Origin of the sequence: Alteromonas sp. BMJM2 (assembly GCF_027257845.1) — a bacterium.
Lineage (GTDB): Bacteria > Pseudomonadota > Gammaproteobacteria > Enterobacterales > Alteromonadaceae > Alteromonas.
The window spans coordinates 52,353-65,398 of sequence record NZ_JAPVOT010000007.1; the positions used below are offsets into that span (position 1 = coordinate 52,353).

Here is a 13,046-nt window from a genome sequence, read left to right on the forward strand (position 1 = left end):
GAAAGGAACCAAGATTATGAAGTGAAGAAGGGCTTGAGTAAAGCCCTGCGTATTTATTAATAATTTTAAGACCCGTAGAAGTACATCATCCAGTCAACAGTTTTACTAATCACTAAGGAAGTATCAATTGCGTTGCGACAATACATTGTAATTGTGCCGTGATAGAAACGTTCTGAGTTTTGAGGTGCAGAGACATATAACCTAACTGATCCGTTATTCTGTGCCCATGTCCCAGGTGAATTTGTAGGGCTGCCTATTGAAACGTCACTAGCGGAACCGCCAGAGAACAGTTGATCAGACTCGGAAGTAAACGTGTAACGGTACTCTAAATAACGAGCCAGTTCACCATAGCCTACGTTGTAATCTCTAACAATGTTCCATGAAAGCTCTAATGATTTACCTCCATTTAATGTATTGGCTCCAATATCTTTATTTGGAGGTTTGTATATAAAATATAATGCACTTGATGTGTCGTATAAATCACTAATCTCTATAGGCGGGGTCTTAGGTACGTGGGCATTTTGCTCTATTGATGGTACTAAGCCACCTCCCCTTAAATAGTCAGTCAAATAAACATCAAAACCACCACCGAAAAAATTAGCTATGTGCTTCTTCAAATAGAGGTCACTTGGTGGACTAATGTTTAAATTAATTACCTGTTCGGGAAGCGGCCACTGCCTAGTGACCACGTTAAAGGTTTCTGTCCGAGTACCTACTGTCATTGTGACTGTGCGAGATAGTTGCTCATAGTCATGACGGGCTTCAACAACAATAGTGATGTTATCTCCGCTATTTACAACATAGTTATTATATCTACGTATTGGGCTGTTATTTACTAAGAAGTAACAGTCTCCGGTACTGGTTGCTGATACCGAAGCAGGTACACCTTTGTTAATACCTAGCACTCTAAAACCCTGTCCTACTCTTGCTTTAGGGTCTATGTTGGTCATGTTATTTAAACCAAAAGCATTAGGTGTGCTGTCTACTACTCCTGTCTTGCACACCATATTGTCAGAGCCACTGCCAGAACTAGCAGTGATGCTATCAGTCGTACCGCTAGATAGCCCAGACCTAACTATCTTGTAACCGTTTCCTGAGATGTTTGATGAGTTAGTCCAGAATGAGGAACTGAAGCCACTGAAAGTGGCTGTTCCTCCTGCACTGTTAAAGTTAACTCTGTCACCAGCTTGAAGAAAATCCAAGTTATCTGGGTCTAAAGTTACTTGGGTAAAGTTGAACTCAGCAACTACATTGGCAGTAACGTTATAGGTTGCCATGCTTAAGCTCCTTAACTTCTTGGCTTAGTTCTTTCACTGCGTTGACTAGCAAACCAATAACAGACATAGGACTAACACTAAGCATACCTTCAGAATCCTCTCCTACGCCCTCTGGGAGAACTTCTCGAAGATCCTGAGCAATGATTGAAGCCATGCGTTTATTGAGGTTGATTTCGTCGTATGTGTAGCCGCTTAGAGCGTTTACACGCTCCAGCGCGTTATCGATAGGCTTAAGGTTACGCTTAACACGAATATCAGAACGTGCCCTAGTATCAGCACTTGATACTTCACCACTAACGTACACATCAGAATTGAAGACTTTTTTATTACCGTTGTAGTCTGAAAGTACATTAACACCTGAAACTTCTGACTCATGCAATACTTTCATTGAGTTAGTTCCGCGATACTTATTGTACCCTTGGAACCACGCTTCTGAGATACTATACCTAGCTCCATCAATTCTAAGAGCCGCCCAAGTAGTACCTTGGTACACGCAGTAAACAATCTGAAAATCCATGTTGTACTGCTGACTTGAGGTGTAATCTAGGTAATAGTTTGGTGCCATACCACCTGAAGAGTTTGCTGAAAAACCAAAGTTTACTACGTTTAAGTGTCGGTTTGCGGAAGTTCTTTGCGTTATCAACTGACCTATAACATTGTTGTCACCGCCTGACGCATAGGGACACAATAGTATTACTGCTTTACCTTGTGGAGAAGACGCACTATCAACTTTATCTGCAATACCGTTAATAGGTATCATGTAATCTTCGTGAGTATGGTAATGCTGCTTCAACGCAAACCTGTTAGTACGTTCAACCCAATCAACAAAACCTGTCTGATTAACAAAACGCATATAGTTGTCATTACCGTTGTCGTTCCTAAAACAAACATCAGCACCGTCAGGAAGAGAGCCTTGATTGTTGTAAGAACTTCTGAACAAACGTGCGTAAACATCATTTGAACCGTTACGCACTACTACTGTGTCTCTTGCTTCACTTACGGAGGGCAAATAACCATGTATTCTATCAGCGTCCAGTCCAGACCCTGAACCATCATTTGCGCTGTGCCATATAGAGTTGCCATTAACTGTAGGGGTCTTAGTGAAAACAACCTCACTGTTGTTGTAGCGGTAACTAAATACGGCAGTTCTAGTGCCATTATCTAAACGATAGAACGTAACAGTATCTGCAATTTCCCCATTGGCCCATACTGGCGTTCCATCCCCATTGTAAGACATGCCACCACCGTAAGTGGTGCTTTGCCCTACTTCTACTGCCCCTGTACCTTGTGAGTCACCGTATGCTCTTATCAATGAACGTCCAGAATCATTCGACTTAACATTCAGAGTCGTGTCCGTGCCAGCATCAATAGTGAGGTTACCAGTCATCGTATCTGACGTATCTGAACGTAAGAACGATGTTGAGTTAAGACCATCTAGTTTTGTTGCGTTGACCTCTGATAGTCCAGCACCGTTACCATAAAAACCTACTGTGGTGATGTAGTTACTAGAACCATAAACCCTTATTTGCCCATCAACCTGCACACTACTGTCAAAGTAATATTGCTCCCTGTCCGTGTAGAAGTGCATGTAACCTTCATTGTTAGCACCAATACGGACATAACCTGAGTCATTCTGTATTTGTAAAATATCGTTAGAAGATACATTAAGTCTTACTCTCCCTTTTAGTCTTATATCTGTAGCAGGGTTTAAGTTAAGAAAACCAGAAAATGTACCTATGATTCCATTCGCTGTGTTGTACATCTCGTTATTATCTATTGCCCATCCGGAACTACTGCTACCGATATTGAGCCAAGCACCGCTCCAACTAGAACCTCCTATAGTCCCTCCACCAGTTATTGTTATTTTTGACGAGTCAAGAGTACCCTTAAAATTAGCATGAAGTTCCCTAAGAGTAAGGCTGTTACCGCTTGTAACATGCAACCCATCTTTGTTTGCACGTAATTGATAGTAAAAACGACTACCTTGATGAAATAATATTGAAACTTCCCCAGACGCAGAACCCTCTGGCGCATATAACTCTAAGTGATTTTTATACTCACCAAATGTGTGGGCATTTTTTATAAACTTTTTAGGGTCTTGTTGAAAAGGTAAATAAGCATCACCAATTGTACCTAATTCATTATAAGTGGGCTTGTGTCCTTCGTGGTAAATCTTCTTGGCTGACCCAGCAACATCAAAATACATAACACCGCTTTGATTGCGTAAAACAATGCTAGTGCCCGTTGTGTCGTTCATAGTGAGGGTAGGCTGCGCATTGGATATTGTCAGGTTACCTGTCGTTGACTCATCGGTGTTCTTACGCATGTACCCTGATAAGTCCATAGCGTTACGTAGGTCGTCAGGAGTGTAAACATAACTTTCTGTGCTACTACCTTGTGATCCCCAAATGTGCGAAATAGTGCCAGTACCCCACTGCCAATTTAGTCCAACGTTGTTAACATTACTTAAACCAACCTCAGACTTAGTAGGCCAGCGGGTTGCTGTTTCCGGCTTACCAGTAACACTGCCCCAACTAAAACTTGCACCTCCGTCACCATCTTCCGATACACTGAATGACGCTTCACTTCCAGATGGGAAGTTTGATGACATGCTTGAAAAGTTAACCCAGTAAGTGACTTCAGAGTCATCAGGCGCACCTGTGTCGTCGAAAGCAATATTGAAGTTAAGTGTACGAACGTACTGGTTAAATCCCTGTTCTGAGAAGTCTTCTACTGTACCTTGAAAGTCATACTCTTTGATTACAGTACCGTCACGAACAATCTTAGCTATTACACGCGGAGCCGCTGGATAGTTTGGGCCAGATACTGTGTCATTTGCTGAACCAGATAAGCTAACTCTTACTGGCTTAGTGCCATGAGGGATAGAGCCAAGGACGTAGTTAGTTTGTGTTATTGGGTTAATCTCGTAGGAGCGTATACCTCCAGTCGCAGCTGCTAAGTTACCCACTTGACCAATAATGAAATCAATAACTTCTTGGCTCAAACTATTTTTGAATATAGACGCTGGAGTTAACCATCGACCATTAACTACACCATCACCAGTAGAAGTAACGTTAAAAAGCGTTTTACCACCAACCGTTGCATTAAGTAAGTTTTCAGTGCCACTCATTACAACTTGGTTATTGCCACTTATGGCTTTAACGCTGCCTGTAACTGTGATGTTTTCAGCAAATAAATCTTCTACATCAATTTTATCAGCAGACACTGCTTTAGCTGCCAAAGAGTCAGTAGTTACTGTGCCTTTGGTAAGTATGTCTCCATTAACTACTAGTGATGGTTCTGTCCAACCACTACCGTTAAAACGCTTAACAGTGCTGTTAGTGTTACCGTTATTTTTGTAAGTTAAATGATCATTTTCTTTTGGTGCAAAACCAAAGGTGTTAGTGAAGTTAGTTGTTGCAGTTGAGTCCGTTGGGAAGTTTCCTGAACTGTTTACAATAGTGTAAAAGCCTGGGCCTATAGAACCATCTCTGCCATCATTACCATCTGAACCATCAGCCCCATCTGTGCCTTTATCACCTTCAAACTTTTTCCACTCATATTTACTAGGGTCTGAGCTATCGGTCTGATTAAAGTCAACGTAAGTACCAATGTACTTACCAGAGTTTTGATTGAAATTGCTAGTACCAGTGGCGTTGTCAGCGTAAGCAATGTGCAGGTAACTTGTTTTTCCATCTACGCCATCAACTCCAGGAATACCATCTGTACCGTCTTGGCCTTGAGCACCTTCCCAAAGTTTCCACGTATATTTTGCAGGGTCGCTACTATCAGAAGGGTTACCGTCTACATAAGTGCCGACATATTTACCAGAACTTTGATTGAATCCAGACGTACCTGTTGAGTTATTGGCGTAAGCGATATGGAAATAATTAGACTCCCCATCTGCACCGGCAGGGCCAGGAGTACCGTCATTACCTCTTGGGCCTTGTGGCCCAGTTGCCCCCTTTTCACCTTTTATCTTTGATGCGGAACTCCATGAACCTCCAGTCCCGTTTGTGACTGTGCGCTCTCTACGGTAAACATCACCGTCAACCATCGGGGTATGCCAAGCACTTGAGCCATTAACGCTGTACTGGTATTCAACGTAAACGGTATCTCCATCTGATCCGTCATTGCCATCGTAGGCACGAATATCAGATTCACTGCTGATGTTAGTACCATCATCGAGTATCAACTGACCTCGAATAACTCCACGCTTATTAACGGTGTCAAAACTAATAAACGGCTCGTTAGTTTCATCGTTAAGAATGTTTACCTTGCTGCCAAGTAAGTCTAAGTTACTTTGCGATTGATCGCCTGAAGCGTCTGTAGCAACAATACCAGTAATGCGCCCATCTAAGTCAGTACCTAAGAATGCACGGGTAGCTATATTCCCAACATCATCAGTCAATGCTTGAAAGAATGTACCTGCGTTACCTGATACCACTGTACCGTCAGGTTTAGTAATTGAAACACTGACTTTATCCATTGCTTCAGATAAAGGTAATTGAGCCCATGTTCCGCCATTGGCTTCACATGTTTCTTTGGTCGTATCTTCACTTATTGCATCGTCAATTGTGCAGTAACCTACTACAGACAAAGTGTAATTTTTGGCACTGGCTAATGAAGTACCGATGTCAGAAACCATCTCAACTTTTAGTTCTTCCACCAACTGAGCAGACGCTTGATCTCCTTCAACACGTGCTGTGGATTCGCTGGTAATTTTAGAACTTAAAGACGAATCTTCAGTATCTACTTTAGCTTCAAGGGTGTTTATCTTTTGGGATAGGGCTTCATCTTCAGAAGCACGAGTAGTCACTTCTTCATCGAAAACAGCTTGTGCTATACCGCCAGACCCGCCTTCTAGGTTCTCAAAAGACGACTCTAGATTTGTCGTTCTTGTTGCAATGGCTTCTAACGCATTTGCCCGGGTAGTAGACTCTTCGTTTATCAGTGCGTTTGTTGCACTCAGTGTTTCACCTAAACCATTAAAACTAGATTCAAGTGTTAGCGTTCTACCGGCCACTGATTCCAGTTCAGTTGTAAACGAAGTCAGTTCTTCTTGTACTGTTGACTCTACCGCTGCAATGTCAGAAGTAACTTTAGTGTCTAACGCTGTGACCTCACTTGCTAAGGCTTCCGTAGCAGAGGTTTGGCTTATCATTTCATTAGTGATACGAGAATTAAGTGTACTCTCCGCTGTATCAAAGCCAGTCCTAATATCGGTAATTTGTGATGCAGTTGCAGACTCGTTAGTAGCGCGGCTTGTGCGTTCCACATCAATAGCTGCGTTTATCTCAGCCACATCATTCACAATCTTGGCATTCAAGCTATCAACAGAGGAAGCCAATACTTCTTGAGCATTAACCCTAGCAGTACGTTCGTTAAGAATGTTGGCTTCTCTTAAGCTTTTCTCATTTGCAATGCTGGCCGTTAACTCGTCTTTTGTCTGCGCAAGTGCTGCGTCAGCAGAAACTTGTGCTAACTCAATTCGACTGATCTCAGCTAATCGAGTTTCTTTCTCCGTACTGACTTCAGCCGTTAACGTGTTAACTCTTTCAATTAACGCATTACTGCCATCAACCATCAGAGTCAGTTGCTCGTTTAACAAAGCAATTGCGTTTTCACTTTGAAGACCGAGACGACTCTCTATTTGCACCATGTTACTTGTGACTGTAGCTACCGACTCGTTGATTAACGTGAGAGCTTCTGAGAGGTTCTCTGCTGCGAGTTTTTCTAAGTTAAGGTAAGCGCCAAGGTATGAGTTATTAAGTCGGCTCTCAAGGGTACTGAGGCTGTCAATTAGACCATTAAGGCCCAGTATGTTGAGAAGGTTGCTTCCTTCTTCTGTTGGAAGTACCTCTACTACTTCTGATTCTGGAGTGATCTCACCTGCGTAAGTCTCACCGACAAGCCAATAGAAATAAGTAACACCTGGGTAAGCATTATCAGTGAATGTTTGCGCTTGGCTATCGCCCACGCAAACGGCAGTTTGGAAGTCATTAGAGTCAGACCGATAAACTTTTGTCACCTTATGGTGATTCGGTACGTTTGTTTCGATCCATGATAAGAAGATACGCACAAAAGAACGCTCACTAACAAACCCACCAAAGCGAGTTGTGTTAGCTGATTTGTCACTCATGTAACCGTCACCGCTGCCGCCAAGATTAAAGAACGACAGTAGACCACTTTGTGTAACTTCAATTACATGTTCGTTTTCACCAACAATGTTTTCATTGCCAGCAGTGATAGTCAGTGAGTCTTTAGGTTCCAGCGTACTGACAACAGAAACGTCTTCTACATCTATCTCACTCATTAATCATCTCCCGCAGGTACGATATTCTCAACAACTTCAACACTCGTTTGAAGGAGGGTTAGTACATGACCATCTGTGTTGGTGAGCGTAGCGCCAATAAGGAACTTAGATGAGAAGTCTTCTCCGAGAATACCTACGGTGTCAGTAGGCTCAATGACAAAAGAGATTTTGCCGTTAGGCCCGTCAATCGTCGCTGTCTTGGTTACAACTGAATTTGAACTTAGTGACGGACGCAGTACTAACTTTGATGTGTAGCCTGTAATGTCTATTGGATTACCGTCTTTGTCTTTGTAAATCAAAGTAAGAGGGTAATGACTATTTGTGTATAGCTTTGAGAGGGGTTGCATGTTGTACCTCGTTGCGAGATTGGGGGTAAGAAGGTGTTTACTTTGGGGGAGTGTTTAAGGTAAGTTTCAGGTGCTGGAGCAATTCCAGTCCTCTCCATCATGCATTGCGCATGATAATTCCCCCATACCCTCCACATAGGTTCTACTATGCTTCGTATCTACGGATATAAGGGGTGTCACTACTGCGACATGGCTCAAGAGCTATTGAAAGCTAAAGGCATACCTTACAATTATTATGACATCAAATCTCCCGAACAAAAAGACAAACTCTCCGAGCTAAAAGAGCAAGGTCTAACTACCGTACCGCAAGTCTACAAAGATGATAAGCACGTTGGTGGTTACAACGAGCTTTACTCAGCAGTCATGTTGGGGGCAATTAGCAAATGAACAGCATAGCAAAACATTTCTTACGCAGTGAATTTGCGTGCAAATGCGGTTGTGGTTTTGACACCGTTGACGTTGAACTACTGGACATACTGAAGTGGTTAAGAGATTACTTTGGTGAGCCAATCACAATTACATCAGGTTGTCGTTGTGTTGCACATAACGCAGCAGAAGGTGGTGCTGATCAGTCATTCCATTTATTTGGTAAAGCTGCAGACATCAAAGTTCGTAACGTAAGTGCTCGTGAAGTATACGAAGCTCTAGTCGAAAACTACACCTACCAATTTGGCTTCATCGAGTACTCTTCTTGGGTACACGTGGATTCTCGCGCATTTGCTTACCATGAGGAACTATAATGGACTTTAACTGGAAAGATATTAAGTCAATGGTAGGCAAGTACGCTCCGCTACTTGCCACTGTAATTGGTGGGCCTAAAGCCTTTGCAGCACAAGCCTTAATAGGTAAAGCACTCGGTGTTGATTCAACTCCACAGGCAGTAGGTAAAGCCCTCTCTGACCCATACAGTGATAATCACGCTAAGATACTTAAGCTTGAGCAAGAAAACGAACGTGAACTTGCAAAGCTGGCCTTAGAGTCAGAACGTGTTGAGTTAGAAGACAGAGATAAAGCACGACAAGCCAATGAAGAAAGTGATATGCCCGCGATTATCGTCATGGCGCTTACTTTCATGGCCGGTGCTTATGGCTACTCACTTATGTTCTTTGATATTAGCGAACAGAACCGCGCACTGGTTACCGTGTTTGCGACACAGCTCATGACTTTATGGGGAGGTGCAGTAGCGTATTGGGTAGGAACTTCTAAGAAAAAAATGAAAGAAGTAAAATCGCCTGAAAAGTGACTTATCTACCTAAAATTTAGCAATTACAGACAAAAAACCCACAATTAAGTGGGTTTTTTACTTTACTTCGGGTTCTAGCTCATTATATTGTGCGCACATATCCAGGGGGAAATGTAATGTTAAATTTAAGCGGCCTAAAAAAGCTTCGTGTCGAGAACTTTCCAAGACGTTACGCATTAATTGAGGTGCGTGGTCAACGTAAACTAGCCTGTTACTTAAATGAAGAGTGGGTAATTGACTCAACGTGTAAAGGCATTAACGATATGCTTGCTGAAGGCGTAGTTGGTGAAGAAGCGGTTCAAGGTTGGATAGACCTGCAACCTGCTACTTCCCATTAGCTTTGCGGCTTATAAAGATATTGGCATAGGAGCGTATGCTTTGTGAACCAACAAAGCCTATGACTCCGCCAATGAATACCGTCCAGTTCTGATCAAGCCCCATTGCTTCAACGCCACTAGCTGCTGCTACAGCTAGAGCACCACATAAGATTGCTTCCAAACCTATACGAATAGCTGAAGTTTCTTCTTTGTCGTAAATCACGCGCAACAACGCAATGACTACGGCTAGTAGCACACTGAGCAAAGCTGGAGGGATTTCTTTGAATTGTTCAAGCATTTTGGTAGGTCTTTTCATGGAGGGATAGTACTTCAGTAGGTAATATACAGTGAATTTATAACGCTTTCGTTAGTTTTTTAATCCTAACAAAACATCACGTTAACTACCTCGCATACTACCTAACATCGTTGGATTACCGTTATAGACTTTCGTAGTTATTTAGTGGACTAATAAAAAACAAAGGGGCTAACGCCCCTTTTTTATGTTTTAAGTAGATACGGCTACTTTCGCATCCCCTGTTATCTCTGCTTTCCATTGTCCGTTGGGAAGTTCTACAGCGACCATCTCGTCTTTTTCAAAGTCTTTTAAAAGGGTATACACGTCCATGCCTTGAATTTTGGCGAAAAGCTTAACTGTGCCTGAGCCAAGTACGGTCTGGAAAAGGTATGTTCTCTCGCTAGAAGAGTGTACTTTGTTATGTTCTACTTTCATTTTTTAATTCTCTGGATGATTGAATAAGCAAGGAATGCTTATTGCGGGGTGACTCGGCAAAACCGAGCCAGTAATTTACCATGTTAACTAAACAGTTTCAGTTTCAGGTTGGTAGTAGTTATCTATAAGATAGTTACCTTGCTCTTGGCTCAAGTAGACCCATCTTCCCTGGTGGTGTTTTTCATTTAATAATTTTTGATACTCTGAATCAAACTCTTGAATATCTTCAATAGTCTGCATATCAATAACAGGCTGAACCGGTTTAGTGTGCGGTTGGGCAAATAGGTAAAAGTCACCATACTCTGCAGGAGTTGGGTAGACCAATAGCATGTCTTTCAAGTCTTGGGTTTCAACCAGTTTAGTGTGTACAGCGTAAGTTTTATTCACTTATATTCTCCAAGTCATCATTTGAGTCGTTTACCCACATATTGCCAACAAGATCGTATTTGAAAGAGTCATCAGGAGTGACATTCTCAATAGTTGCATTAGCCCCTGTCCCTTTATTTAGAATAGTGTTACGAAAAGAGGTATAACGTTCGTTTATATCTATGTCTGTTATTAATTCGCCGTTGACGATTATTTTTGCGCTCGCCATTACACCCCTGAAATTAGGAACCCCAGTAGTGCCAGCAAACTTAATACCCAGCGAGTTTATTACAGGGTCTTCATTGCCTTTACTTGTGTAGTGTATAAGTTCACCGTCAATGGACACAGCTACGTTATTATCAGTATTAAAAATTCGGACTTTTCTTAGTTTGTTTTTGTCATGGTAACTTTTTGCGTCTCCCCCTATAAAATCAGAAACACTTGTTGGCAAGAAAACCCTACCATCTTGGATATCAAGTATACCTGCCCTATCTTTACCCTCTGTAGAGTGTTTGTTGGCCATGAAGTAAGCACCCTGGGTAGGTATTACACAGATTATCTCAACTTCCCATGAACCATACCGAGGTAAAGTAATTAATTGATTGAGGTCAACATGCATACCGGTCGCTATGTCAAAGTGAGTAAAGTACCTAGAAACATTTGATACGTATTGAGGAACCATTAACTCTTTAATCGAAATGTCGTTAATTATGAATTTGTGACCTACTATTCCCCCTTTCATAATAATATCTAGCCTTTCTGTATTGCTGATAGTAACCTTATTTTTGCCTACACTTAGTCCACTAGCACTAACAGCCCCATAATCATTTATGTCTACTGAGCGGTCGAGCCTCTCAACGTCCAAGCTAACTAAGTAAGTACGGTCACGTTCAAACCCTCTTATAGTTGTACCGACCCAGTTACTTTCAGTTAACCTCTCCAAAGTTATAGAGTTATCATTTACAATTAAATTTGAAGATTCCTGTGGCCCTACCTTAAATGATTCATTTCCTGACCACTCTTCTTTCTCGCTTACAAGATCACCACCAACAAAATTGAAGCCAGTAGAAGAGTTGTCATCTATGTTAATAAACGTGCCATTATTGTTGCTGATTAATTCTCTGACTGTATTTTTTGATGGGGAGTAATATTCATCAATTGGCATATCAAAAACTGTTATATCGTCTGACATGATTTTTATGTTCGACAATAAACCTCTGAAATACCCATAAGAGTTACCATTTGCAGTTGTATCAAATCGAGCACCAACGGTAACACGGTAAGAATCTGCAATAGCTGAAACCTTGTCATGTATTCCCCCGTATTCATACACACCATCTACAAAAACAGAAAACTCACCTGAAACCCTGTTAAGAAGTAATTTAATTACGTGAAGCTTGCCATCTCTTAAACTTGAAGCTCCCGAAGATAAAGTATAACCCGCAGAAAAAAACTTAGGGTTATTACCACTATCCAGGCGCAATCCAAAAAGATCGTCTTCATACTCAGTTGACAAACTAACTAGGTAATTATCAGATGACCCCTCGCTCTTAAAAACAGCTTCAATAGTTATTAGCTTGCCTGTCAGAGTAATGTCCTCATGGGTAGTAATATAGGTATTACTAATAGGATCAAATTTTGTAAAAAACCTACCTGAAAAGATGCTAACTAAACCAAGAATGGATTTAATTACGGGCTTTTTTACTCCCCTTATTACAGATTTAACAATATTCATTACACCCACCCACTATCTCTATGGCGCTGCGCAGTAGGCGTAGGCTCAGGAACCATGCCGCTCTCTTCAATTTGAGCTACCAGCTTTTCAAATATCTGCATCTTTACTTGCCCTTCTTGGATTGATTCAATATTGCCACCGGAACCAAGCACCTTACCTGCACAGAACTGCAGCAGTATTTCTACAAGGTACTCAGGTATATCTAAGTCAATGGTTTCAGGGTCTATGCGTTTTGACATAGGTATTCTTGGGTGATTGGCTTGGTAAGTAATTGAGTAAATGCCCGGCACGGGGTCATCAAATTTAATGCGTGACGCATCAACGAGTACCGTGTCTTCTGCAAACTCGTTATTAAATACAATGGGTGTACCGTCTTCATCATTGATACCAATGACAGCAAGAACGTTGTCTTCAAACACTACGCCCTCGTCTAATAGATAGAAGTCTTTTACATCGTCTGTCGGAAGCATACTGGTGCGTGCCACTGAGCTTGATAGTAAATACTCTTTCCTGTCACTGGTGACTTCTAAGTTAAGCCGCTTAACAACAAGAGGAAGTCTTACATGCAGTCGCGTTAAGCCAAGATTAATAATCGACACCATGCGTGGATAGTCTTTAACTGCTATCTTGCCCGAGTCGTCAGTACCAATGCTGTACTGTGCTAATTCACCAAAAGATAGGTGATCAAAAAATTCTGATAGTTTCATGGAAGTCC

Annotated in this window: 12 protein-coding genes; 4 read left to right on the plus strand and 8 right to left on the minus strand. The window is 41.8% G+C overall.

Annotated features, from left to right (window positions below; genetic code table 11):
- Window positions 1–65 precede the first annotated feature (65 nt).
- Genes O9X84_RS09355 through O9X84_RS09365 form a run of 3 tightly spaced genes read right to left on the minus strand, consistent with a single transcriptional unit; the run spans window position 66 to window position 7,940 of the window.
- Complete coding sequence (locus O9X84_RS09355; protein WP_269519458.1) at window positions 66–1,277, minus strand: hypothetical protein; 1,212 nt, start codon at window positions 1,275–1,277, stop codon at window positions 66–68.
- Complete coding sequence (locus tag O9X84_RS09360; RefSeq protein WP_269519459.1) at window positions 1,264–7,593, minus strand: tail fiber domain-containing protein; 6,330 nt, start codon at window positions 7,591–7,593, stop codon at window positions 1,264–1,266. The genes O9X84_RS09355 and O9X84_RS09360 overlap by 14 nt, the downstream gene beginning before the upstream one ends.
- The gene (locus O9X84_RS09365) at window positions 7,593–7,940 is read right to left on the minus strand and encodes a hypothetical protein (protein WP_269519461.1); all 348 of its coding nucleotides are present in this window, start codon (window positions 7,938–7,940) and stop codon (window positions 7,593–7,595) included. Before O9X84_RS09365 ends, O9X84_RS09360 begins: the two co-directional genes overlap by 1 nt.
- A gap of 147 nt (window positions 7,941–8,087) precedes the next feature.
- Here O9X84_RS09365 and O9X84_RS09370 point away from each other — a divergent pair, with 147 nt between their 5' ends.
- From O9X84_RS09370 to O9X84_RS09385, 4 genes are all read left to right on the plus strand, one after another.
- The gene (locus O9X84_RS09370) at window positions 8,088–8,327 is read left to right on the plus strand and encodes a glutaredoxin family protein (protein WP_269519463.1); all 240 of its coding nucleotides are present in this window, start codon (window positions 8,088–8,090) and stop codon (window positions 8,325–8,327) included.
- Window positions 8,324–8,680 carry a D-Ala-D-Ala carboxypeptidase family metallohydrolase gene (locus O9X84_RS09375; protein WP_269519465.1) on the plus strand — a complete coding sequence of 119 codons (357 nt, stop codon included), beginning with the start codon at window positions 8,324–8,326 and terminating at the stop codon, window positions 8,678–8,680. Before O9X84_RS09370 ends, O9X84_RS09375 begins: the two co-directional genes overlap by 4 nt.
- Window positions 8,680–9,183 carry a hypothetical protein gene (locus O9X84_RS09380; protein ID WP_269519466.1) on the plus strand — a complete coding sequence of 168 codons (504 nt, stop codon included), beginning with the start codon at window positions 8,680–8,682 and terminating at the stop codon, window positions 9,181–9,183. The genes O9X84_RS09375 and O9X84_RS09380 overlap by 1 nt, the downstream gene beginning before the upstream one ends.
- 116 nt (window positions 9,184–9,299) lie before the next feature.
- Complete coding sequence (locus O9X84_RS09385) at window positions 9,300–9,521, plus strand: hypothetical protein (RefSeq protein WP_269519467.1); 222 nt, start codon at window positions 9,300–9,302, stop codon at window positions 9,519–9,521.
- Here the strand turns inward: O9X84_RS09385 and O9X84_RS09390 are convergent.
- The 5 genes from O9X84_RS09390 to O9X84_RS09410 all read right to left on the minus strand — a co-directional run bounded on the left by O9X84_RS09390 (window position 9,508) and on the right by O9X84_RS09410 (window position 13,038).
- Window positions 9,508–9,816 (minus strand): phage holin, lambda family, encoded by a 309-nt coding sequence (locus tag O9X84_RS09390; RefSeq protein WP_269519469.1) that lies wholly within the window; start codon window positions 9,814–9,816, stop codon window positions 9,508–9,510. The genes O9X84_RS09385 and O9X84_RS09390 overlap by 14 nt on opposite strands.
- 189 nt (window positions 9,817–10,005) lie before the next feature.
- On the minus strand, window positions 10,006–10,230 hold the full coding sequence (locus O9X84_RS09395; protein WP_269519470.1) for a hypothetical protein: 225 nt from the start codon (window positions 10,228–10,230) through the stop codon (window positions 10,006–10,008).
- An 87-nt stretch (window positions 10,231–10,317) separates the two neighbouring features.
- Complete coding sequence (locus tag O9X84_RS09400) at window positions 10,318–10,617, minus strand: hypothetical protein (protein ID WP_269519471.1); 300 nt, start codon at window positions 10,615–10,617, stop codon at window positions 10,318–10,320.
- Window positions 10,610–12,331, minus strand: coding sequence for a hypothetical protein (locus O9X84_RS09405; RefSeq protein WP_269519473.1), 1,722 nt, complete (start codon window positions 12,329–12,331; stop codon window positions 10,610–10,612). Before O9X84_RS09405 ends, O9X84_RS09400 begins: the two co-directional genes overlap by 8 nt.
- Window positions 12,331–13,038: a hypothetical protein gene (locus tag O9X84_RS09410; RefSeq protein WP_269519474.1), complete on the minus strand. Its 708-nt coding sequence runs from the start codon at window positions 13,036–13,038 to the stop codon at window positions 12,331–12,333. The genes O9X84_RS09405 and O9X84_RS09410 overlap by 1 nt, the downstream gene beginning before the upstream one ends.
- Window positions 13,039–13,046 lie beyond the last annotated feature (8 nt).